The sequence below is a fragment of the Micromonospora sp. CA-111912 genome (assembly GCF_050948415.1).
GTDB lineage: Bacteria > Actinomycetota > Actinomycetes > Mycobacteriales > Micromonosporaceae > Micromonospora.
In genome coordinates this window covers 3804833-3829353 of record NZ_CP192007.1, presented here as the reverse complement: position 1 = coordinate 3829353, position 24521 = coordinate 3804833, and the positions used below count along the sequence as shown (strand labels likewise).

The following is a 24521-nucleotide window of genomic DNA, read 5'->3' as shown; positions in this document are numbered from 1 at the left end:
AGTGGTGGATGGGGCCGACGGGGGGCGTCCGGCGCGTGACCTGCGGCTGGTCGTGGCCGCGCACGCGGCGTCGACGTACGGCAGCTACCTGAACCTCGTGGCGCTGGGCCTGTTCACGCTGGAGGTCACCGGCTCCGCCGTGCAGACCGGCCTGTTCATGGCCGTCCGCATGACCGCCGGCTTCCTCATGGGACCGGTGAGCGGGCTGCTCGCCGGCCGGTGCCGGCGTACCCGCCTGATGATCGGCGCCGACGTGCTGTCGGCCGTGACCCTGGCGCTGCTGGTCGCAGCCCCCGCCGGGGCGCGGCCCGGGATGCTCTACGCGCTCGCCGTGGTGCTCGGCTGCGGGCAGACCCTGTGGGGGGTCGCGCTGCGCAGCGAGCTGCCCGAGCTGGCCGGCCCCGATCGGCGGGCCCGCGCCAACGCCCGGCTCGTCGCGGCCCGGTCGGTGGCGATGCTGCTCGGGTTCGCCTCGGCGGGAATCCTGGTCGCCCAGCTCGGCTACCAGGTGGCGTTCCTGCTCGACGCCGGCACGTACGTGCTGTCCGCCGGGCTGCTGGCCCGGGTGCGGGCCCGCCGGCCGGCCACCGCCGGGCCCGGTACCGCGCCGCCCGTCGGGCCGCGCGCCCTGGCCGGCTTCGGGATACTGCGGGCGGTCGCGCCGGTGGTGGTGGCGATGATCGGCGTACGCGCCGCCGACGCGTTCGGGTCCGCGTCGCACAACGTGGGCATCCCGGTGCAGGCCAACCTGGTCCGCCCCGACTCGCCCGCCGGGTATGCCGCAGTCTTCCTGACCTGCTGGGCGGTGGGCAGCCTCGTCGCCGGCCGGTGGTGCGCCCGGCTGGCCGCCCGCACCGGCGGGGTGGGCTCCCCGCGCTCCTTCGGCGTCGCGACCTGCCTGATGTCGGTCTTCTTCGTGCTCGCCTTCACCGATCCTCCCCTGTGGCTGCTGATCCCGCTGACCGTGGCGGCGGGTGCCGCCGACGGCTACGCCGAGATCAGCTACACCACCCGGCTCCAGGCGGTCGACGAGGCCAGGCGCGCCCGGCTGTTCGGGTTTGCCAGCGCGGCGCAGAACGCCGGCTTCGGCCTGGGCATGGTCGGCTGCGCCGCCGCGCTGGACCGGGCTGCCCCGCTCACGGTCGTCGCCGTGGCCCACGGGGCGGCCTTCGCCACTGCCCTGGCGTTCCTCCTCGTCCAGACGTTCCGCCCGGCCGGCCGGAAACCGCCCGTCGACCCCGCGACCCATGAGGTGACGCCGTGACCGCCGTACCGCCCGCCCGTCGCCCCGCCGTCAGCCACGGCGGCGACCTGCCCGCCGACCCGGAGCACCCCCGGACGCTGGGCGAGGCGCTGCGGCGGGCGGCGCGGGAGTTCCCCGACGCCGGCATCCGGGTGGTGGACGAGGACGACCGCAGCGTGTTCCTCGACCATCCGACGCTGCTCGACCGGGCCCGTGTCGTGCGGGCCGGCCTGCGGGCGCGGGGGGTCGCCGCCGGCTCGTCGGCGATCCTGCGGATCACCTCCGGCGCGCAGTACTGGCCGGCGTTCTGGGGCTGCGTGCTCGGCGGCGTCGTGCCGCTGACCGTCGGCGCCCCGGCCGGCTACGACGCGGACAGCCCCGCCCTCGCGGCGCTGCTGCACGCCTGGCGGGCCCTCGACGCCCCGGTCGTCCTCGCCGGCGTCGAGGACGTGGCGGGGCTGGCCGGTCTGCCGCTGGCCGGCCGGGTGCTCGCCGTGGCGGAGCTGGCGGCGGGGGACACCACCGGGGAGCTGCCCGACGTCGCCCCCGACCCCGCCGGGGTGGCCGTCCTGCAACTGTCGTCGGGCAGCACCGGCACCCCGAAGATCATTCCGTTGACCCACCGGGGCCTGTCCGAGTACGCCGTCGGCGCCCGCGAGATGCTCGACGTCCGCCCGGGCGACGTGCTGCTCAACTGGCTGCCGCTGGACCACGTCGCCGGCCTGCTCCTGTACCACCTCGGCGGGGTGTTCCTCGGCGCCACGTCCGTGCACGTCGCCACCGGGCTGGTGCTGGCGGACCCGCCGCGCTGGCTGGACCTCATGCGCCGGTACGGGGTGACGCACAGCTGGGCGCCGAACTTCGGCCTGCGGCTGGTCGTCGACGCGGTGGCGCGCGTACCGGGCCGACGGTGGGACCTCGGCGGGGTGCGGCGCATGGTCAGCGGCGGCGAGCAGTGCCTGCCGGAGACGTTCGAGGCGTTCGTCGCCGCGACCGGGGTGCCGGCGGCGGCCATGACCCCCGCCTGGGGGATGTCCGAGACCTGCACCGGGATCACCTTCGCGTCGTTCACCGCGCCCGGCTGCCGGCAGCGGGTCGACACGGCCAGCCTCGACGGCGACCTGAAGTGGGTCGACGACGACGCGCCGGCCGACTGCACGGAGTTCCTGTCCGTCGGCCGGCCCGCGCCCGGGGCCACGCTGCGCATCGTCGACGCCGACGGCGCGGTGCTCCCCGAGGGCCGGGTCGGCCGGCTGCAGGTCCGCTCGGCCCGGGTCACCCCCGGCTACCTCGGCGACCCCGAGGCCAACCGCGCGGCCTTCCCCGACGGCGACTGGCTGGAGAGCGGGGACCTGGCCTACCTGCGCGACGGCGCGGTCACCGTCACCGGGCGCGCCAAGGACCTGCTGATCCTCAACGGGCAGAACATCCCCTGCCACGAGATCGAGCGGGTGGCCGTCGGGGTCGCCGGGGTACGCGCCGGGCTCGTCGCCGCCGTCGGCGTACCCGATGCCCGCACCGGCACCGAGTCGCTGGTGCTGTTCCACGTCCCCGATCCCGAGGCTGCCGAGCCGGCGCAGCGGGTGGCCGAGGCGCTCAGCGCGGTGGTGGCCCGCCGGTGGCAGGTCGTCCCGGCGCGGGTGCTGGCCGTGCCCGAGGAGGAGTTCCCGCGTACCTCCGGAGGAAAGCTCCAGCGGGCGGAGCTGCGGCGACGGTTCCTGGCCGGCGGCTTCCCGCCCGGCGGCCCCGGCCCCGGTCCCGTCGTCGACCCCGACCCCGTCGTCGGTCTGGCTGGCGCGGGCGCGGAGCCGGTGGGTGCGGGCGCGGGCCTGGCGACGGGGCCGTCACCGGCCGGGCCCGGGCGGGCGGCGGTACGGACCGTCGTGCGTGCCGCGCTCGCCGACGTCCTCGGCCGGCCGGTCGACGCGGACCGGCCGTTCTACGAGCTGGGCGTCGGCTCCGTCGAGATGGTCCGGTTCCGGGCCCGGCTGGAGCAGGCCCTGGGCCGCCCGGTCCCGCAGCCGGCGCTGTTCGCCCACCCCACCGTCGACGCCCTCAGCGCGCACCTCGCCGCCGGCCCGAGCGCTGACCCGAGCGTCGGCCCGAGCGTCGGCCCCGCGTCGACGCAGGCACCCCCGGCGGACCGACGGGTCGCGATCATCGGCATGGCCGCCCGGTTCCCGGGCGCGGGCACCGTCGACGAGTACTGGGAGCGGCTGCTCGCCGGGGTGGAGAGCATCCACTTCTTCACCCCGCAGGAGCTCACCGCAGCCGGGGTGCCCGAGGAGGCCACGCGCGCCCCCGGCTTCGTGGCGGCCAGCGGCGTCCTGGACGACGTCACCGGCTTCGACGCCGGCTTCTTCGGCGTCAGCCCCCGCGAGGCCGAGCTGCTGGACCCGCAGCACCGGCTGTTCCTGGAGACCTGCCACCACGCCCTCGAGGACGCCGGCTGCCCCGGTGAGACCGACGGGCGGCAGATCGGCGTGTACGCGGGCGGCGGGATGAACCTGTACCCGCACCACACCTACCTGCGCCACCAGCTCCCGCAGGCGGTCGGCTCGGCCGACCCGGCCACCACGATCGGCGCGGCGCTGGGCAACCAGCCCGACTTCCTGGCCACCCGGGTCGCGTACCGGCTCGGGCTGACCGGCCCGGCGGTGACCGTGCAGACCGCCTGCTCCACCTCGCTGGTCGCGGTGCACCTGGCGGCGCGCGCCCTGCTCGCCGGCGACGCCGACATCGCCCTGGCGGGCGCGGTGGCGGTGCACGTCCCGCAGGTCACCGGGTACCGGCACACCCCCGGGTCGATCCTGTCCGGCACCGGGCGGTGCCGGCCCTTCGACGCCGACGCCGACGGCACCGTCGGCGGCAACGGGGTGGCGGCCGTCGTGCTCAAGCCGCTCGACCGGGCGCTCGCCGACGGCGACCGCATCCACGCGGTGCTCCTCGGCTCGGCGGTCAACAACGACGGGGCCGGAAAGGTCGGCTACACCGCGCCCGGGGTGTCCGGGCAGGTGGACGTCGTCCGGCGGGCCCTGCGCGACGCGGGGGTGTCGGCCGCCTCCGTCGGGTACGTCGAGGCGCACGGCACCGGCACCGCCCTCGGTGACCCGATCGAGCACCACGCCCTCGCCGAGGCGTACGCGCCCGCGCGGGCGTACCTCGGCTCGGTGAAGGCCAACATCGGGCACCTGGACAGCTGCGCCGGGATGGCCGGCCTGATCAAGGCCGTGCTCACCGTCCGCTCCGGCCGCGTCCCGCCGCAGATCAACTTCACCCGGCCGAGCCCCGCGCTGGGCCTGGCCGACGGGCCGTTCACCGTCACCACCGTCGCGGCCGACTGGCCGGCGACCGGGTCGCCCCGGCGGGCCGCGGTCAGCGCCCTCGGCGTCGGCGGCACCAACGCCCACGTGATCGTCGAGGAGCCGCCACCCGCGCCGACCGGGCCCGGCGACCGGCCCGCCCCGGTCCCCGGCCTGCTCCCGCTCTCCGCCGCCGACCCGGCCGCGCTGGCCGCGCTCGCCCTGGCCCACCGGGACCGGCTCCGCGCCGACCCCGCCCTGCCGCCGGCGGACCTGGTGCTGACCGCCGGCACCGGTCGCCGTCACCTGCGCCACCGACTCGTCGCCCTCGGCGACTCGACCGCCGCGCTGGCCGACGCCCTGGACCGGCACGCCGCCGGTCTCCCGGCCGAGGTGGTCGCCGGCGACACCGGAGGGGACGCCTCCGGACCGGTCGCCCTCGCGTTCCCCGGTCAGGGGGATGTCCGCGAGGCGCTGCTCCCGCTGGCGGCGCGGTTCCCGGTGGTCCGCGCGGTGCTCGACGAGGCCGCCGACGCGTACCGGGAGGCGGTCGGCGGCGACCTGGTCGACCGGCTGCGCGAGGATCGCCCGCCCGCCGGCCGGCCCACCGACGTGGCCCAGCCGGCACTGGTCGTCGTCGGGGTGGCGCTGGCCGAGCTGTGGCGGTCGTGGGGCCTGCCCGTGGACCACGTCCTCGGACACAGCGTCGGCGAGTACGCCGCCCTGGTCGCCGCAGGCGCGCTGTCCCTCGCCGACGCCGTCCGGCTCGCCGCCTGCCGGGGCCGCCTCATGGCCGACGGCCTGCCGCCCGGCGAGATGCTGGCGGTGCTGGCCGACCGGCCCGTCGTGGCCGACCTGATGGCCGGCTCGTCGCTGGAGCTGGCGGCGGTCAACGGGCCGGCCCAGCATGTCCTCGCCGGCCCGCCGGCCGAGGTCGACGCCGCTGCGGCCCGGGCCGACCGGCTCGGGGTGGTGACCCGGCGGCTCCCGGTCGACCGGGCGTTTCACTCGGCGGCCGTGGCGCCGGTGCTGGACCGCCTCCGGGAGTTGGCCGGCGAGGTCGCGTTCCGGCCCACCCGGCTGCCGGTCGTGAGCGCCCTCGACGGCCGGGTCCACCCGCCCGGCTGGCGGCCCGACGCGGACCACCTGTGCCGGCACGCGCGCGAGCCGGTGCGCTGGCACGACGCCGTGTCCGCCCTGGCCGCCGAGGGCTGCCGGACGGTGGTCGAGGCGGGCGCGGACGGCGTGCTGACCGGCATCGCCGCGGCGGCCGGGCCGGTGCCGCGCTGGGTCCCGTCCCAGCGCCGCGGCCTCGACCCGGCCGCCGGACTGTGGCGGGCCGCAGCCGAGCTGCACGTCGCGGGAACGCCGCTGGACTGGGCGGGGCTCGTGGGCGGCTACGGCGGCAGGCGGGTCACGCTGCCCGCGTACCCGTTCCAGCGCCGCCGGTTCTGGGTCGACCCGCCGGCCGCCGATTCGCCCGTCGCCGATTCGCCCGCCGCCGACCCGCCCGCCGCCGACCCGCCGGCCGCCGGCGTGCCTGCGTCGGTCGGGGCCGCGTCCGTGGGGTCCGTCGCCGCGCCGGTTCCGGCGGTGGGGGCGGAGTCGGCGGTGCTGGAGCGGGTGCGGGCGCTGACCGCCGAGCGGCTCGGCCTGGCCGCCGCCGAGGTCGACCCGGACCAGAGCTTCTTCGCCCTGGGCGCCGACTCGCTCCTGCTGATCACCATGTCCCGGGAGATCGACCGCTCCTTCGCCGTCCGGGTGCCGGTGCGGGACCTGTTCACCGCCGTCGACACCCCCCGCCGCCTGGCCGCCGCGATCACCGCCGCCGCCCGGGCGGCGACAGACCCGGCGGCGACCGCGCCTCCCGGGCCGGACCCGGCAGCGGTCGGGTCGCCCGCGACCTGGCCGGAGTTGGGCGGGCCGGAGTTGGCCGGTTCCGCTCCGGTCGGCCTCGCCGCCGGCGAGGGCCGGCCGGGGTCTGGCGAACTGTCCGGCATCATCCATCGGCAGCTGGACCTGATGCAGCAGCAGCTCGCCCTGCTCGGCGTTGTTGCCGGGCTCGGCGACGGCCCGCAGGCAGGGGCGACCCCGGCCGTGTCGTCGGCCGTGTCGCCCGCCGCCGCGCCCCTCGCCGTCCCGCCGACCGCCGCGGTGCCGGTCGTCGCGCCGGTCGTCGCTTCCACGGACGCCGTCGCGCCACCGGCGACCCCGCCGGACACCGCCGACTTCAGCCTCTACTTCTTCGGCGACTACCCCGACCAGGACCGGACCGACAACAAGTACGGGGTCGTCCTCGACGCTGCGGAGTTCGCCGACGCGCACGGCTTCCACGCCGTCTGGATGCCGGAGCGGCACTTCCACTCCTTCGGCGGCCTCTTCCCCAACCCGTCGGTGCTCGCCGCCGCCCTCGCGGTGCGTACCCGGCGGGTGCGGCTCAACGCCGGGTCGGTCGTGCTGCCCCTGCACCATCCCGTCCGGGTCGCGGAGGAGTGGTCCATGGTGGACAACCTCTCCGGTGGCCGGATCGGGCTCGGCTGCGCACCCGGCTGGCACGCCAACGACTTCGTCTTCCAGCCCGACCACTTCGGGCGGCACAAGGAGGTGATGTACGAGCACCTGGACACCGTCCGGCGGCTGTGGCGCGGGGAGGCGGTGCCGGCCCGGTCGGGCAGCGGCGAGCAGATTGAGGTACGCCTGTTTCCCCGGCCGGTCCAGGCGGAGCCGCCGGTTTTCACCGCGATCGTCGGCAACCCGGACAGCTACCGGGAGGCCGCCCGCCGCGACGTCGGCGTGGTGACCAACTTGATGACGCAGGATGTGGCGCGTCTCGCCGAGAACGTCGCCCTGTACCGGCGTACCCGGGCCGAGCACGGGCTCGACCCGGCCGGCGGGCGCGTGGTGGTGCTGCTGCACGCCTACCTGGGCGAGGACGCCGAGCGGGCCCGGGCCGAGGCGTTCGAGCCGTTCTGCGCGTACCTGCGCTCCTCGTTCAGCCTGCTCGGGCAGGTGGTCAACAGCCTCGGCATGAACGTCGACCTGGCCGACACCCCGGACGACGACGTCCGGTTCGTGCTGTCCCGGGCGTACGAGCGGTACTGCGCCGAGCGCGCGCTCATCGGGTCACCGGAAAGCTGCCGGGCGGTGGTCGAGGCGGTGCTCGACGCCGGCGTCGACGAGATCGCCTGCTTCGTCGACTTCGGGCTCCCGGGGGACGCGGTCCGCGCAGGTCTGCCGGTGCTCGACGCGCTGCGCCGGGCCACCCCACGCCGGATCGCCGCCCCCACCGAGCGACCGGCGGGCAACGACGCACCGGCACCGGACCCCGGCGGCCCGGTGCCCCCACCGCCCGCCGGGGCCGACGGAGTCGACAGGGCCGACGGGGTCGTTCGGACCGCGCCGCTGTCGTCCGCGCAGCGCCGGCTCTGGCTGGTGGAGCGGCTGCACCCGGGCACCCCCGCGTACCACGAGGGGGTGGCCGTGCGGCTGCGCGGCCCGCTCGACCATGCCGCGCTGCGCGGCGCGTTGCAGGACGTGGTCGACCGGCACGCCCCGCTGCGCACCAGCTACGCCGAGGTCGACGGGGAGCCCCGGCAGGTTGTACGCGCGTGGGTGCCGGTGCGGTGCCCGGTGCGCGACCACGCCGGCGAGGCCGAGGACGCGACGGTCCGGGCCGCGCTGGCCGCCGGGAGCCGGCAGGTGTCCGACCTGGCCCGCGGGCCGGTGTTCGCCTTCACGCTGCTGCGCTTCTCCGCCGTCCACCACGTGCTGGTGCTGACGTTCCACCACCTGGCCACCGACGGCGGGTCGTACGCCGTGCTGACCCGGGAGGTCTCGGCCTGCTACCGGGCCCGAACTGCCGGCGCCGCCCCCGACCTGCCGCCGCTGCCGGTCACCTACCCGGAGCTGGCGGCGGCCGGCGCCGGCGAGCCCGACGACAAGGACCTGGCCTACTGGCGGGACCGACTCGACCCGCCCCCGCCCACCCTCGTCATCCCGTCCGACCTGACCCGCCCGGCGCTGCCGTCGGCGGCGGGGGAGAGCGTCTTCCGGGAGTTGCCCGCCGAGCTGGCGGAGCGGGTACGGCGGTTCGGCCGGGACGAGCGGGTCACCCCGTTCACCGTCCTGTTGAGCGCGTTCGGGGTGCTGCTGTTCCGGTTCACCGGCCAGGCCGACCTGGTCATCGGCACCGGCACGGGCGGCCGGGACGAGCGGACCGCCGACCTGATCGGGTTCTTCGTCCGGACCCTCCCGCTGCGGCTGGACCTCACTGGCGACCCGACGTTCCGGGAGTTGCTCGCCCGGGTCCGGGTGACCGCCGCCGACGGGTACGAGCACGACCGGGTCCCGTTCGACGCCCTGGTCCGCGCGGTGGCCCCGAACCGTGAGGCCGGCCGCCACCCCCTCTTCGACGTGGTCGTGGAGTACGAGAGCGGCCCCGAGGCGTTCGTCTTCGACCTGCCGGGCGTCACCGCCGAGCCCCTGCCGGTGGGCCTGGACAAGGCGCCGGTCGACCTGATGGTCTACCTGTCGCACGGCGGGACGCTGCGCTGCCACGTCGAGTACCGCACGGAGGTGCTCGACCGGGCCACCGTGGACCGCCTGCTCGACCACCTCCACCGACTGCTGGATGTGCTGACCCGCGAGCCGGGCCTGCCGCTGTCCCGGCTGGCCGACCGGCTCGACGACCCGGTCGCCCGCCCGGTCGGGCCGCAACCCGAACCCGCCGCCGACCGGCTGCACGACCTGTTCGTCCGGCAGGCCGCCCGGACCCCCGACGCGCTCGCCGTGGTCTGCGGTGAGCGCCGGTGGACGTACCGGGAACTGCGCGACCGGGCCCGGGACCTGGCCCGGCGGATCGCGGCGCACGGCGTCGGGCCGGACGACCTCGTCGCCGTACTCCTACCGCGCCGGCCGGAAATGGTCGCGGCGCAGCTCGCCGTGCTGATGGCCGGCGCGGCCTTCCTGCCGCTGGACCCGGGCCTGCCGGCGGCCCGGCTGCGCGACCTGCTCGCCGACAGCGGCGCCCGCCTGCTGCTGACCGCCGCCGACGTCCCCGACCCCACCCGGGCTTCCGCCGGGGTGGTCCGGGTGCTGGTGGACGGGCCTGCTGAGCCGGGCCTGGCCGACCCGGTCGACGCGGCCCGACCCGGGCATCTCGCCTGGTGCGTGTACACCTCCGGCTCGACCGGCCGGCCCAGGGCGGTGGGCGTGCCGCACCGGGCCGCCGTGGACGTCGTCGACTGGCACGCACGCGCCCTGGCCCTCAGCGGCGCGGACACCGTGGCGCACGCCCTCGGCCTCGGGTTCGACGCGAACCTCGCCGAGATCCACCCGGCGCTCGCCGCCGGTGCGACCCTGCACCTCGTGCCGTCGCGGGTGCGCGCGGACCCGGCGCGGCTGGTCGCGGAGTGGCGCCGAGCCGGGGTCACCGTCGCCTTCCTGCCGGCGCCCCTCGCCGAGCTGGTTCTCGCGCTCCCGACGCCGCCCGCCCCGACGGTCCGGGCCCTGGTGGTCGGGGGGAGCCAGTTGCGCCGCCGGCCGCCCGCCGGGTACCCGGCGGCGGTGCTCAACGCGTACGGCCCGACCGAGGCCGCCGTCGTCACCACCGCCGGCCCGGTGCCGGCCGACGGCCCCGGCCCGATCGACATCGGCCGGCCCGTGGATCACCGCAGGCTGTACGTGTTGGATCGGCGCGGCGCGCCGGTGCCGCCGGGCGCGGCCGGCGAGCTGTACGTCGGCGGCACCGGGCTCGCCCGGGGCTATCTGGGCCGGCCCGGGGCGACCGCGGCGGCGTTCCTGCCCGACCCGTTCGCCGCGACGCCCGGGCACCGGATGTACCGGACCGGGGACCTGGTCCGGCTCCGCGGCGACGGCACGGTCGAGTTCCTCGGCCGGGTCGACGACCAGGTGAAGATCGCCGGGCACCGGGTCGAGCCGGGCGAGGCCGCCGCCGTGCTCGCGCTCCTGCCGGGGGTACGGCAGGCCACCGTCGTCGCCCGGCACGACCGGGCCGAGCCGTACCTGGTCGGGTACGTGGTCGGCGACGACGACGGCGCGCTGCCCGTCGCCCGGACCGCCCGGCTGACCGCCGAGCTGGGGGAGCGGCTGCCGGCCCACCTCGTCCCCCGGACGTGGGTGGTGCTGGACGCCCTGCCCACCGGGGACACCGGCAAGGTCGACGTCTCCCGGCTTCCGGCGCCGGACCAGCCGCCCGGCGGGGAGGAGCCGCGCCCGGGCAGGGAACGGCTCGTCCACGACGCCTGGTGCGCGGAGCTGGGCGTGGCCCAGGTACCGCTGGACGTCTCCTTCTTCGCCGCGGGGGGTGACTCCCTGGGCGCGGTCCGCCTGGCCAACCGGCTACGTGAGGCGCTCGGCGTCGAGGTCGGGGTGGACCGGGTGCTGCGCAGCCCGGGCGTCCGCGCGATGGCCGCCGAGCCACCGCCCGCCCCTGCCGGTCCCGGCGGCTCGGCTGGTCCGGCCGCCCCGGTCCCGCACCCCGGCCTGGCGCAGTGTGACGTCGCGGTGCGGGACCGGGCGCCGGCGACGTACCAGCAGGAGCTGATGTGGCACCGGCAGCGCCTGGCCCCCGACCCTGCGGCCGTGCACATGGCGGTACGCGTCGACCTCACCGGCCCGCTCGACGTGCCCGCCCTGGCGGCGGCGGTCGACGCCCTGGTCGCCCGGCACGAGGCCCTCCGTACCCGCGTCGTGGCGCGCGACGGCGCGGTGGTGCAGGAGGTGCTGGCCCACCGGCCCGTCCCGGTGCCGGTCGCCGACCTCGCCGCCGACCCCGCCGGGGCGCGGGCGTGGTGCGTGGCAGCCGGCCGGGAGCCGTTCCCGGCCGACGGGCCGTGGCTGCGGGCCCGCCTCGCCCGGCTGGCCGGCGACCGTTGGGTCCTCCTGATGGTCGTGCACCATCTGTGCGGGGACGGTTGGTCCATGCTCCAACTCCTCGACGAGCTGGGGCGGGGCTACTCGGGTGCGCCGCCCGCCCGCGCGCCGGCGCTGCGCTACGTCGACCACGCGCGCCGGCAGCGGGCGACCCGGGTCCCGCCGGCGGTGCTGCGCCACTGGCGGGACCGGCTCGCCGAAGCGCCCCGGGCCGTCCCGCTGCCCACCGACCGGCCCCGGCCGGCCACGCCGGCAGGTCGCGGGGCGGAGTACGCCTTCGACGTGCCGGCCGAGCTGACCGGCCGGCTGGACCGGCTCGCCGCCGACGCGGGCCTGACGTTGTTCCCGCTGCTCGCCGCCGCGTACGCGCGGTTGGTCGGCGAGCTGACCGGGACCCGGGACGTCCTGCTGTTCTGCCCGTACGCCCACCGGACCCGGCGGGAGCTGGAGCCGGTGGTCGGCCTGTTCGCCAGCACCCTGCCGCTGCGGGTGCGGCTGCGCGACGGGGAGCCCCTCGTCGACCTGGCGGCCCGGACCGACGCGGTGTTCCTCGACGCGGTGCGGCAACAGCCCGCGCCGTTGCCGGTCCTCCACGCCCTCGTCGACCCGGACTGGCGGATGGGAGATCCGCCGCCGCTGACCGGTGCGGTCTTCGCCTGGAATCCGGGGATGCCGCCGCTGCGCCTGGCCGGGCTGGTGACGGACGTCACCGACCAGGGGCTGGACTGCGCGCGCCGGGACTGGGCGGTGATGGTCACCCCCGCCGACGGTGGTCTGCGGGGTGTCGTCGAGTATGCGACGGACCTGTTCGACGAGGCGACCGTCGCCGGCCGGTGCCGCCGGTACGTCGACATCCTCACCCGCGCGGTCGCGGACACCCGGGGTGGTGACGGCCCGCCCCGGTGAGCTGCTGCAACGTCGAAAACCTTGATCACAATCGTTTATCCCTATTCGGCCCGGTCGTCGGGCAACTGTCAGCTCGCGGATCGGGTTCATAGCAGTCCGTGGATTGACCGGCTACGCGCAGAGATGCAGAATGAGTCCGGCCGGCAAATGTTCGGGTAACTGTTGAGTGCCGGCGATTGGGGGACCGTAAGGGTGCTGGGGGAGTGAGAAGGAGGTCTTAGGAGGCCAGCGGAACAGACATATGCCTGCAAAAAGTGTCCGATAGCCTCCAGCTGGGCCGCTTCGTAGCTGACGTACTTTCATCGGGCGTCTCACGATTAGCGGCTATTTCCGATTGATTGGCATGTCCTTTGCAGGCTGGCCGATCGACTGCGCCGGTGGGCTGGAATGCGCGGCTCGCTGCTATTTCGGGGACATCAATCCCCGTTTGGTCGGACGCCTCGCGTCCTTTGTCGCACGAGGAGCAGGCCAACTGCGCCAGTTGGAGAAGTGTGCCGACGTCGACCACGTTCCGCCCTTTGCGCAGCACCGCAGGTGGTTCCTCGGCCGGCTGGCCGGCGAACGCAGCACCGCGTACGTCGTGCCAGGTGCAGACCGACTTCGAGCGGGGCGGTCAGCGGCTGCGCGCCGGGGAGCGGCCGCACCGGTCACCGCCGCCAGCCGTGACCCGGCCCGCTTCGCCCGGCCTGACGAGCTGGACCTGCGCCGGTACCCCAACCCGCGCCTCGGCTTCGGGCAGGGCGCGCACCTCGTCCCTGAGCGCCTCGCTGGTCCGGCTGGCCGCTGGGCCGGCGTTCACCGACCTACTGGCCGCCGCGCCGCGCCCGGCCCTCGCCGACGGCCGGGCCAGCTGGGCGCCGTCGCTGCTCGACCGCCACCGCCAGGCCCTGCCCGTCCGGCTCTGAACCGGGACGCGCCGCCCCCGCGCCTCCGGGGCGTCCGCCCCAGCACCGAACCGTGCCCCGGCCGCAGGCCGGTGCACCCACCGAAGAGGACCATCCGAGAGAAGGAGAACGGCGATGGCCGCCGACGAGGACACCCGCACCCACCGCGTCGTGGTGAACCACGAGGAGCAGTACTCGATCTGGTTCGCCGACCGCGACCTGCCGGCCGGCTGGACCGCCACCGGCTTCGAGGGGCCCAAGCAGGAGTGCCTGGCCCACATCGACGAGGTGTGGACCGACATGCGCCCGCTGAGCCTGCGCCAGCGCATGGCCGACGCGCAGGGCTGACCCGCGCGTCGTGGGGGCGGCCCGCGCCGGGCCGCCCCCACCCGGTCGCCGGCGAGGCGGTCCACGTTCGCCGACGCGGTCCGGGGCGTGTCCGGTCCGGCCCGCACGGCGCGGGGCCCGGTGAGCCTCTGGCGCAATGGCGCGTTCAACCTGCTCCGGGTCAGCCCTCGCTACAGGGCTGGCCGGGCTGCTGCTGGCCCGGTTCTCCAGCGGGACGGCCATGCTGATCTTCCCGGCGCTGGTCGCCGTCTCCGCTGTCACCGCGACGTTCAGCACCGGGATCAGGACGATGCGTGCCGAGCCCTGACCTGCGGCGACGGCCATCGTGGACGGTCGGAAACATTTATTGTCGTACCCCGCCGTCAGCATGGAGGCATGGCTGCCCACGCCCTGGCCCACGAGCCCACCCCGCCGCGTGCCCTGCCGTTGCGCGAGGCCCGCACCCGACTGACCCAGCTCATCGCGATGGCCGAGCTGACCGACACGGTCACACTGGTCACCCGCGACGGCGACCCCCGCCCGATCGCCGCGATCGTGCCCGCCTCCGCCGCCCGCTCGGCGGCGCAGGCCCGGGCCGACGTCGACCGGCTGGCCACGGTGACCGCCGGTTGGGCCCGCCGCCTCGACGAGCTGCACCGGCAGAGCAGCCGGCGACACGCCGCCGAGCTGCGGGCCGTCACGGCGGCGCTCGCCGAGGTCTGGGCCGAGCTCGACCGCCGGGTCGTCCCCGGCAGCGACCCGGCCCTGGCCCGGCTCCGCGCCGCCCACGCCGACCTGCTGCGCGACTGACCCGCCAGGCTCCCCGAGCTGGCCGGTTGCGTCGAACCCGCGCCCCGGGGTGGCCGATTGCGATCAGTCTGTGGTCTGCTACCCGGGTCCCTGACATCCCCTGACCCCGGGAGGCCCGGTGTTCGCCCGCGCCCTGACCGCCGACGCCGAGCTGCGCCCGCTGGAGCCGTGGCGGGCCGAGGAGTTCCTCCGCAACCTGGACCGGGCCCGGGAGCACATCACGCCGTGGGTGGGCGCGTCCTTCGTGGCCACCGACCTGCCGTCGGCCCGCGCGGTGCTGCAACGCTACGCCGACCGGTGGGCCGGCGACGCCGGCGGCATCTGGGGGATCTGGCTCGACGGGGTGCTGGTCGGCGGGGTGATGTTCGTGGCGTTCGACATCGCGACCGGGGTGTGCGAGGTGGGCTGTTGGCTGGAGCCGGCCGCGGAGGGACGCGGCCTGGTCACCCGGGCGGTCGGCGTCGTCCTCGACTGGGCGGTGGGGCAGCGGGGGATACACCGGGTGGAGTGGCGCACCAACGCTGACAACGTCCGCAGCCTGGCCGCGGCCCGGCGTCTCGGCATGCGCCACGACGGCACCCTGCGGCAGGTGTACCCAGGGCCCACCGGGCGCATCGACATCGAGATCTGGTCGGTGCTGGCCGACGAGTGGCGCAACCCGTCCACCGCCGTCCCGCCCCCGGCGGCGACCTGACGGGCATCGGACCCGGACAGGTTTCCGACCGCCGCGCCGCCGGTTCCCGATATCCCCTGAGGACGACCGTCGGCCCGTCGCGCCCGTCGGCGTGACCGTCATGTCGTCTCCCTCCCCGCAGGTCGCGGCCCCGGGGGCCCCGCCGGCCCGAGTGATCAAGGTCCCACGGCCGATGGCGTCTTCCTGACAGGAGCGGCCCCGGCGGAGGCGGGCAAAGGCTCGCGCGGGCAGGCATCGGCGCTGGTGGACGCCTCGGGGGTGATCGTCGGCCCGGGTGCGCGGCCGAACGCCCCCGTTCCGGGTTTCGCCATCACCGTCCCGTATTTCGGGAGGGCTCTTGGCAGTGCCGTCGATGCTCGTGGAACCTCTCACCGGAGAGCGATCAATTGATCGCTTTAAGTAGCAGAGCGTGAAGGGCTCAGGGCACTGACCTGCCGAGGGGTCATCCGAAGCACACGTACCGTCACGATCCTTGGGGGCGTTCGGTGTTTGGCTGCATGCGTACGACGAATCGCGGACGGGAGTGACCACCTCCGTCCGGTCCGCCGGACCGGTCCGCCGGTCCACCACCCCCCGCGCCTCCGGCACCCCGGTCATCGTCGACTGTCTGCACCGGATGGTCGAGTCCCAGGTGGAACGGACTCCTGACGCGGAGGCGGTGCGCCACCGCGACCGCTCGCTGACCTATCGTCAACTCGACGAGTCCGCCAACCGGCTCGCCCGGGCCCTGCTCGCTCGGGGCGTCACCGGGCAGGACCGGGTCGGCGTCTGCCTCACCCGCGACGTCGACCTGGTCGTCGCGCTGCTCGCCGTGCTCAAGGCCGGCGCGGCGTACGTGCCGCTCGACCCGGCGTACCCGCCGGCCCGGGTGGCGTTCATGACCGAGGACTCGGGTGCCCGGGTGGTGCTCACCCGCTCCGGCCTCGCCGACCGGTTCGGCGACGCGGCGCTGCCACTGGACGCCCTCGACCTCGCCGACCAGCCGGCCGACCGTCCCGACGTCGGCGGTGCCCCGTCCGACCTGGCCTACGTGATCTACACGTCCGGCTCCACCGGCCGCCCCAAGGGCGTGGCCGTCGAGCACCGCTCCGCGTCGGTGCTGATGCACTGGATCCGGTCCGCCTTCGCCGACGAGGAACTCGGCGGCATGCTCGCCGCCACCAGCGTCTGCTTCGACCTGTCGATCTTCGAGATCTTCGGGCCGCTCTGCTGGGGCGGGCGGGTCGTGCTGGTCGACACCGTCCTCGCGCTCGCCGCGCCGGACGCCGCCCGACTGCCGGTCACCCTGGTCAACACCGTCCCCTCGGCGATGAGCGAGCTGCTCGCCGCCGACGCCCTGCCGGCCGGCGTGCGCACCGTCTGCCTGGCCGGCGAGCCGCTGACCGCCGCCCTCGCCGCCCGGGTCCTGGCCCGCCCGGGGGTACGTCGGCTGCTCAACCTGTACGGCCCGTCCGAGGACACCACCTACTCGACATGGGCGGAGATCGCCGCCGACGAGACGGTGCCGCCCATCGGTCGGCCGCTGCCGCACACCCGGACGTACGTGCTCGACACCGACGGCGTGCCCGTTCCGTCCGGCGCCCCCGGCGAGCTGCACCTGGCCGGCGCCGGCCTGGCCCGGGGCTACCTCGGCCGCCCCGAGGAGACCGCGGCCCGCTTCCTCGACGACCCGTTCCGCCCCGGCGACCGGATGTACCGCACCGGGGACCGGGTGCGACTGCGCCCCGACGGGCAACTGGAGTTCCTCGGCCGCCTCGACGACCAGGTGAAGCTGCGCGGGCACCGGATCGAGCTGGGCGAGGTCGGCGCCGCCCTCGCCGCCCTGCCCGGCGTACGCGAGGCCGCCGCCGCGGTGCGCACCGGGCCGAGCGGCGACCCGGTGCTGGTCGGCTACCTGGTCGGCCAGCGCCGCGACGACGTGCCGGCCCGGCTGCGCGAGCGACTGCCCGCCCCCATGGTGCCGGCCGTGGTGGTCTGGCTGGACCGGATGCCCACCACGCCGAGTGGCAAGACCGACCGGGCGGCCCTGCCCGCGCCGGCCTGGGCCGATCCCGACGCCGCTCCCGCCACGGCCGATCTCGACGCCGGCCCGGCCGGCGAGGTGGCCGCCGTGTGGCGTGACGTGCTCGGTGTGCCGGTCACCGGGCCGGACGCCGACTTCTTCGACCTCGGCGGCGACTCCCTGCTGGCGGTGCGGTGCGTGGCCCGGCTCACCGCCGTCACCGGCGTCCCGGTGCCGCCGGCCGCGCTCTTCGACCACCCCACGGTGGCCGCCCTCGCCGCTCACCTCGCCGCCCGGCCGCCGGGGGATCCGGGGGGCGGCCCGGTGTCTGCAGAGGACATGACGACGTCCACGGGGGCTGCCCCCGCAGCCACCGGATGGCCCGCTGCCATCATGGACGGGCCGACCGCCGGGGCGGCGGGGGAGGCGGACGCACCACTGTCGGCGGCGCAGCGCCGGCTGTGGTTCCTGCACCAGCTCGACCCCACCGACACCTCGTACCTGGTGTCCTACGTGGTCGAGCTGCACGGGCCCGTGGACCGGGCGGCGCTGGCCCGGGCCCTGCGCCGGGTGGTCGCCCGGCACCCCGCGCTGCGCATCGTCTTCCCCGGCTCCGCGGCCGGCCCGGTCCAGCGGGTGCACGACGACCCGCAGGTGGAACTGGTCATCGAGGCGCCCCTGCCGGGGGTGCCGCTGGCCGAGCGGGTCGCCCGGATCGCCGCGACCAGCGCCCGCACCCCGATGGACCTGGCCACCGGGCCGCTGCTGCGCGCCCACCTGGTCGGCGACGGGCGGCGGCGCTTCGCGCTGCTGCTGGTCGCCCACCACATCGTCTGCGACGACTGGTCGTTCAGCGTCCTCGTCCGCGACCTCGGCCGCTGCTACGACAGCGAGCGCGAGGCGGCCGTGCGGGTCACCCGGCCCCGGCCGCCGTGGGCCGCCCACCCGGCGCCCGGCCCGGCCGGTTTCGCGCTGGCGCAGCGGGACTGGCTGGCCGGTCCGGCCGGCCGCCGGGCCCTCGACGAGGTCGTCGCCGGGCTGCACGGCGCGCCCACCCTGCTCGACCTCGCCGCCCGCCCGGCCACCCCCGACGCCGCCCGCCCGGCCGAGGGCCTGACCGCCCGCCCGGCCGAGGGCCCGACCGCGCGGCCGATCGAGGGCCCGACCGTAGGGCCGGCCGAGGGCCCGACCTCGGGGCGGGGAGCCGGGGCCACGGACCGGCCCGACGGGGCCAGCCTGCGCGTTCCGGTCGACCCCGACACCGCCGACGCCGTCCGGCGGCTCGCCCGGGCGCACCGGGCCAGCCTCTACATGGTCGGCCTGGCCGCCTTCGCCACCCTGCTCGGCGCGAGGACCGGGCGCACCGACCTGCTCGTCGGCACGGCCTTCGCCGGCCGGACCAGCGTGCCGGCCGAGGAGAGCATCGGCTGCTTCGTCAACACCATGCCGCTGCGGCTGCGTCCCGCGCCGGGCCGGTCCTTCGCCGACCTGCTCGCCGAGGCCCGCGACGCCGCCCTGTCCGCCGCCGCCCGCCAGGACGTGCCGTTCGACGCCGTGGTGGAGCGGCTGCGACCGGCCCGCCACCCGCACCGCAGCCCTCTCGTCCAGGTCGCCTTCGGCGTGCAGAACGCCCCGGCGGCGACCTGGCGCGGCTCCTGGGGGCTGGACTTCGCCGGGGTGGAACTCGCGCCGGACGCCGCCCGGCTGGACCTGACCCTCTGGCTGGACGAGCGCCGGGGCGACCTGGAAGCGCTCTGGACCTACCGCACCGACCTGTTCGACGGCGGGCGCGTCACCGCGTGGCACCGCCGCTTCACCGAGGTGCTGCGCCGGGCGGCCACCGACCCGCAGCGCAGCCTCGCCGAGTGCGTCGACGACCCCTGGGGGAACGAGAGATGACTGAGCAGATCCGGGTGGCGCCGGTGATCCCGCGTCGCAACCGGGAACGAGCCGTGGTCGACGTGCGTCCCGACTGGCCCGGCGGGCCGCTGCCGGTCCTCGTCCAGGCCAACCTGCCCGACCTGGACCTGGCGACCTGGCTGGCCGGCAACCGGGCCACCGTCGACGAGCTGGCCCGGCGGCACGCCGCCGTCCTGTTCCGGGGCTTCGCCGTGGCCGACGCCGCCGACTTCCGCACCGCGATGGCTGCCCTCTCCGGCGACGTGCTCAGCTACGGCGAACGCTCCTCGCCGCGCAGCGAGGTGACCGAGGGCGTGTACACCTCCACCGAGCACCCCGCCGACCAGCCGATCGTGCTGCACAACGAGCAGTCGTACACGCTGAACTGGCCGCTGCGGATCGTGTTCTTCTGCGAGACCGAGCCGGCCGCGGGCGGGCGCACCCCGCTGGCGGACAGCCGGCGGGTGCTGGCCCGGCTGAGCCCGGCCACCGTCGCGGAGTTCGAGCGCCGGGGCGGGGTCGGCTACCAGCGCAACTACCTGCCCGGGATCAGCCTGTCCTGGCAGACCGCGTTCCAGACCGACAGCCGCGCCGAGGTGGAGGCGTACTGCGCCCGGTCGGCGATCGAGGTGCAGTGGGTCGGCGACGAGCAGCTACGCACCCGGCAGGTCCGCCCGGCGGTGCGCGAGCACCCGGTCACCGGGGAGCGCACCTGGTTCAACCACGCGCTGTTCTTCCACGTCACCTCCCTGCCGGAGGAGGTGAGCGCCGGGCTGCGCCGGGCGCTCGCCGAGGAGGACCTGCCCTACCAGACCGCGTACGGCGACGGCACCCCGATCGGCGACGACGTGCTCGCCGAGCTGCGCGCCGCGTACGCGGCCGAGACCCGGTCGTTCCCCTGGCGGCGCGGGGACGTGCTGCTGGTGGAGAACATGCTCGCCGCGCACGCCAGGGAGCCGTTCACGCCGCCCCGGCGGATCCTCACCGCGATGTCCGACCCGTACGCCGCCCCCGAGGCCGCGTCGGCCACGGGGGCCGCGCCCGTGCCGGCGGGCACGGCGACGACGGGGGACCGGTCGTGAGCGGGCCGGGACCGCGCCGCCGCGGCGCGACCTCCGCCGCCACCGCGCCGGTCACCCGCCGGGTGCTGGTCGACGACACGTTCGTGCTGCTGGTCGAGGCCACCGTGCCGGACCTCGACCTCGCCGGCTGGCTCGCCGGGCGTCACGACGAGCTGCTGCGCGACCTCGACTCGTACGGCGCGGTCTTCTTCCGCGGCTTCGAGGTGGGCAGCCCCGACGACTTCAGCCGCGCCGCCCGCGCCGTCACCCCGGACCTGCTCGGCTACCTGGAGCGGGCCGCCCCCCGCAACGAGGTCGCCGACCGGGTGTTCACCTCCACCGAGTTCAACGCTGAACAGTGGATTCCGCTGCACCACGAGATGTCGTACTCGCACAACTGGCCCACCCACCTGTACTTCTGGTGCGCCCAACCGGCCACCGGCGACGGCGGGGCCACCCCGCTGGCCAGCGAGCGTGTGGTGACCCCACGGATCCCGGCGCAGGTGCGCGAGCGGTTCACCCGCGACGGCCTGTGCTACGTACGCAACTACGGCCCGCACCTGGACCTGCCCTGGCAGGAGGCGTTCCAGACCACCGACCGGGCCGAGGTGCAGGCGTACTGCGCCGCGTCGGCGACCGAGTTCACCTGGCTCGGCGACGACGGGCTGCGCACCCGCGCCCGCCGGCAGGCCACCGCCACCCACCCGCGCACCGGCGAGACCGTGTGGTTCAACCACGCCCACCTGTTCCACTCCTCGAACCTGCCGGCCGAGGTCGCCGCCGCCCTGCTGCGCGAGTACGGCCCGGAGGGGTTGCCCCGCAACGCGTACCACGGCGACGGCAGCCCGATCGACGACGAGGTGGTCGCCGGCATCCGCGACCTGTACCGCGAGCACGCCGTCTCCGTCCCGTGGCAGCGCGGCGACGTGCTGGTGGTGGACAACTTCCTCGCCACCCACGGCCGGGAGCCCTTCTCCGGCGACCGGCAGATCCTGGTCGCCATGTCCGACCTCTACGTCAACCGGAGCGTGGTGTGAACGGTTACCGACTCTCCCCGGTCCAGCGGCTCGCCTACACAGGAGCGCGGGAGCTGGTCCGGGCCCAGGTCCGCCTGGACCGGCCGCTGGACGCCGCGCGCCTGCAGGCCGCCGTGGACACGGTGGTCGCCCGGCACGAGGCGCTGCGGCTGACCCTGGTGCACCACCCCGGCCTGCGGGTGCCGTTGCAGGACGTCGACGACGCCCGCTCGGTCACCGTCGGCGCGACCGGCGAGCTGTCGGTGACCCTCACCGACGACACCCTGGAGCTGGCCGCCACCCCGCTGCTCGCCGACCCGGCGAGCCTGCGGCTGGTGCTGGCCGACCTGGCCGCCGCGTACGCCGGGCAGGGCCTCGCCGACGACCCGGACGGGTTGCAGTTCCTCGACGTCTCCGAGTGGCAGCTCGGCGAGCGCCAGGAGGCGCAGCCGTCGGCGGTCCCCGCCGCGCCGGCCGCCCGGCTGGTCGCCCCGCACGGCGACGCCGACGACGGGCCGGCGGAGGCGGACGTGCCGCTCGGCCCGCTGGCCGCCGCCGCCGAGGCCGCCGGGGTGGGCGTGCCCAGCCTGCTGCTCGCCGCGTGGGCGCTGACCCTGTCCCGCCGGGCCGAGCCGCCCGCCGGGGCCGACGACGCCGAGCTGGTGCTCGCCCGGTGGACCGACGGCCGGCACGCCGACGGGACCGCCGCCGTGGTCGGGCCGCTGGGCGGCTACGCGCCGGTCCGGCTCGGCCTGCCCCTGCCGGCCGCGCCCAAGCAGCTCCTCGACGAGGTACGCGTCGCGGAGCGCCCGGCCGAGGAGGCGTTCCACCTGCTGGAGCCGGTCGGCGTCGACTCCGACGCGGTGGCCGGCTTCGCCGCCGTGCCGGCAGTCGCCCCGTCGACCCTGGCCGGCCTCGGCGCCATCGCCGTGGACGTCGCCGTCCCGCCGCCGCCCGCCGGCCCGCACCTGACCGCCGTGTGCGGCCCGGACGCGGTGACCCTGCGGGTGACCGGCGGCCGGGCGCTGCGCGACGGGCTGCTCGCCGTCCTCGGCACGCTGCCCGGTGCACTGACCGACGGCACCCCGCTGGCCCTGCTCGGCGCGGCCGAGGCGGGCTGGCTGGTCGAGGCCGCCGGCAGCGCGTCCGACGCGCCCACCCGCACCCTCGCGGAGCTGCTCGACGACGGGCTCGCCGCCGCCGACCCGGACGCCGAGGCGGTGGTCGCCGCCGACGGGGCGTACACCTTCGGGGAGCTGCGCGAACTGTCCGCCGGGGTCGCCGCCGGCCTGGTCGAGCGTGGCCTGCACGGCGGCCGGCGGGTCGGCGTGCTGGTCACCCGGTCCCGGGACACCGTCGTCGGGTTCCTCGGCGTGCTGCGGGCCGGCGCGGTGTACGTGCCGCTGGACCCGGCCGCCCCGGCACAGCGGCTCGCCGGCCTGGTCCGCGCGGTCGACGCCGGCCTGGTGCTGGGCGACCGGGCCGTCGGGGACGTGCCGGCCGTGGGCGTCGCCGAGCTGGCCGCCACCGCCGCCACCGCCGCAGTGCCCGCCCCCCGGCCGGCCGACCCGGCGTACGTCATCTTCACCTCCGGCTCCACCGGGGCCCCGCGCCCCGTGCAGGTCTCGCACGGCGCCGCCGCCCACCTGGCGCACGCCCTGGAACGCACCGTGCACGCCGGCACCCCGGCCGGGGCCCGGGTCGCGGTGAACGCCCCGCTGACCTTCGACGCCTCGATCAAGCAGCTCGTCCAGCTCGGCAACGGCCGAACCCTGTACCTGGTGCCGGAGGAGGCCCGCCGCGACGGCGCCGAGCTGGCCGCCGTGCTCGCCACCAACGAGGTCGACGTGCTCGACCTGACCCCGTCGCAGCTTCGCATCCTGCTCGCCGCCGACGGGGTGGCCACGGGCCGGACCCGGCTGCCGGGGCTGCTGCTGCTCGGCGGCGAGGCGATCGCACCCGACCTGTGGGACGCCCTCGCCGGGCTGCCCGGGGTGCGCGCGGTCAACCTGTACGGCCCGACCGAGTGCACGGTGGACGCCACCGCCGCCGAGATCACCGCCGGGGCCGCGCCGACCATCGGCCGGCCGCTGCCCGGGGTGGGGGCGTGGGTGCTCGACGGGCAGCTCCGCCCGGTGCCGCCCGGGGTGGCCGCCGAGCTGTGCCTCAGCGGCCCCCAGCTCGCCGACGGCTACCTCGGTGACCCGGAGACCACCAACCGCCGGTTCGTCACGGTGACCCTGCCGTCGGGGTGCGCCGAGCGGGTCTACCGCACCGGCGACCGGGTGCGCTTCGACGCCGACGGGCGGCTGGCGTACCTGGGCCGGCTCGACGACCAGGTCAAGGTCAACGGCTTCCGGATCGAACCGGGGGAGGTCGCCGCCGCCCTGCGCCAGCACCCGGGGGTCGCCGACGCCGCCGTGGTGGCCCGCGACGACGACGGGCACGGCGCCCGGCTGGTCGGCTACGTCACCCCGGCCGAGGCGGGCGCGACGGTCGACGTGGACCGGGTCGTCGGGATCAACCCGCACGAGACCCGCTACCTGTACGACGAGATCTTCGTCCAGCAGGTCTACCTGCGCGACGGGGTGGTGCTGCGCCAGGGTGCCACGATCTTCGACGTCGGCGCGAACATCGGCATGTTCTCCCTGTTCGCGCACGCCGTCTGCCCGGACGCCACCATCCACGCGTTCGAGCCGGTGCCGTCGGTGTCCGACGCGCTGCGCCGCAACGTGGCCGCCTTCGGCGTCCCGGCCACCGTGCACCCGTACGGGCTCGCCGCCAGCCCCGGGCAGGTGAGCTTCACCTACTACCCCGGCTACGCCATGATGTCCGGAAACGCCGAGTACGCCGACCCGGACGCCGAGCGGGCCGTCATCAAGCGGTTCCTCACCAACGAGCGGGACCGGGGCGAGGCCGGCCGGGACGCCCTGCTCGACCGGGTCGACGAGTTGCTCCAGGAGCGGTTCGCCGGTGACACGCTGACCGTGGACGTCCGGCCGCTGTCCGACGTGATCGACGAGGTGGCCCCCGAGCGCATCGACCTGCTGAAGATCGACGTGCAGCGGGCCGAGGCGGACGTGCTCGCCGGCCTGCACGATCGGCACTGGCCGCTGGTCGCCCAGGTCGCGATGGAGGTGCACGACGGCGTCGGCACCGCCACCGAGGGCCGCCTCGACGAGCTGATCGCCTTCTTCGAGGACCGCGGCTTCGACGTGGTCACCCGCCAGGACGACCTGCTCGTCGGCACCGACCGGTACACGCTGCACGCCGTGCGTCCCGAGTACGCCGACGATCCCCGCCCGGTGGTCACCGCCCCCGAACCGGCCAACATCGAGCCGCTGGCGGACCGGCTCGCCGGGTGGCTGGCCGACCGGCTGCCGGTGCACCTGGTCCCGGCCGCCGTGGTGGTCCTCGACGCGTTGCCGCTGACCCGCAACGGCAAGCTCGACCGGGCCGCCCTGCCGGCCCCCGAGCTGGGCC

10 protein-coding genes and 1 pseudogene are annotated in these 24521 nt (G+C 76.5%); all 11 read left to right on the top strand.

Going from position 1 to position 24521, the window contains the following annotated elements:
• The first annotated feature begins 1 nt into the window (after position 1).
• Complete coding sequence (locus ACQPZO_RS15810) at positions 2 to 1264, top strand: MFS transporter (RefSeq protein ID WP_433341772.1); 1263 nt, start codon at positions 2 to 4, stop codon at positions 1262 to 1264.
• Positions 1261 to 12345: an amino acid adenylation domain-containing protein gene (locus tag ACQPZO_RS15805; RefSeq protein ID WP_433341770.1), complete on the top strand. Its 11085-nt coding sequence runs from the start codon at positions 1261 to 1263 to the stop codon at positions 12343 to 12345. Before ACQPZO_RS15810 ends, ACQPZO_RS15805 begins: the two co-directional genes overlap by 4 nt.
• Before the next feature lie 587 nt (positions 12346 to 12932).
• Entirely contained in the window at positions 12933 to 13250 is a 318-nt protein-coding gene (locus ACQPZO_RS15800; RefSeq protein WP_433341768.1) for a hypothetical protein, read from the top strand.
• A gap of 114 nt (positions 13251 to 13364) precedes the next feature.
• The gene (locus tag ACQPZO_RS15795; RefSeq protein WP_433341766.1) at positions 13365 to 13577 is read left to right on the top strand and encodes an MbtH family protein; all 213 of its coding nucleotides are present in this window, start codon (positions 13365 to 13367) and stop codon (positions 13575 to 13577) included.
• 136 nt (positions 13578 to 13713) lie between these two features.
• Complete coding sequence (locus tag ACQPZO_RS15790) at positions 13714 to 13884, top strand: hypothetical protein (RefSeq protein ID WP_433341764.1); 171 nt, start codon at positions 13714 to 13716, stop codon at positions 13882 to 13884.
• A 68-nt stretch (positions 13885 to 13952) separates the two neighbouring features.
• A complete protein-coding gene (locus ACQPZO_RS15785; RefSeq protein ID WP_433341762.1) occupies positions 13953 to 14366 on the top strand; it encodes a type II toxin-antitoxin system Phd/YefM family antitoxin in 414 nt (137 codons plus the stop codon).
• Positions 14367 to 14484: 118 nt separating this feature from the next.
• Positions 14485 to 15060 (top strand): GNAT family N-acetyltransferase, encoded by a 576-nt coding sequence (locus ACQPZO_RS15780; RefSeq protein WP_433341760.1) that lies wholly within the window; start codon positions 14485 to 14487, stop codon positions 15058 to 15060.
• 523 nt (positions 15061 to 15583) lie between these two features.
• Positions 15584 to 18961, top strand: coding sequence for an amino acid adenylation domain-containing protein (locus ACQPZO_RS15775; RefSeq protein WP_433341758.1), 3378 nt, complete (start codon positions 15584 to 15586; stop codon positions 18959 to 18961).
• Entirely contained in the window at positions 18958 to 20043 is a 1086-nt protein-coding gene (locus ACQPZO_RS15770; RefSeq protein WP_433341756.1) for a TauD/TfdA family dioxygenase, read from the top strand. The genes ACQPZO_RS15775 and ACQPZO_RS15770 overlap by 4 nt, the downstream gene beginning before the upstream one ends.
• Complete coding sequence (locus tag ACQPZO_RS15765) at positions 20040 to 21059, top strand: TauD/TfdA family dioxygenase (RefSeq protein WP_433341754.1); 1020 nt, start codon at positions 20040 to 20042, stop codon at positions 21057 to 21059. Before ACQPZO_RS15770 ends, ACQPZO_RS15765 begins: the two co-directional genes overlap by 4 nt.
• Positions 21056 to 24193 (top strand): annotated as a pseudogene (locus ACQPZO_RS15760) (amino acid adenylation domain-containing protein); the annotation flags it as partial. The gene ACQPZO_RS15765 and the pseudogene ACQPZO_RS15760, both read left to right, overlap by 4 nt.
• Positions 24194 to 24521: the final 328 nt, after the last annotated feature.

Excerpts from the sequence above, each read along its gene's own strand:
- ACQPZO_RS15795 (WP_433341766.1), top strand. The coding sequence starts at position 13,365 with ATGGCCGCCGACGAGGACACCCGCACCCACCGCGTCGTGGTGAACCAC.
- ACQPZO_RS15790 (WP_433341764.1), top strand. The coding sequence starts at position 13,714 with ATGGCGCGTTCAACCTGCTCCGGGTCAGCCCTCGCTACAGGGCTGGCC.
- ACQPZO_RS15785 (WP_433341762.1), top strand. The coding sequence starts at position 13,953 with ATGGCTGCCCACGCCCTGGCCCACGAGCCCACCCCGCCGCGTGCCCTG.
- ACQPZO_RS15770 (WP_433341756.1), top strand. The coding sequence starts at position 18,958 with ATGACTGAGCAGATCCGGGTGGCGCCGGTGATCCCGCGTCGCAACCGG.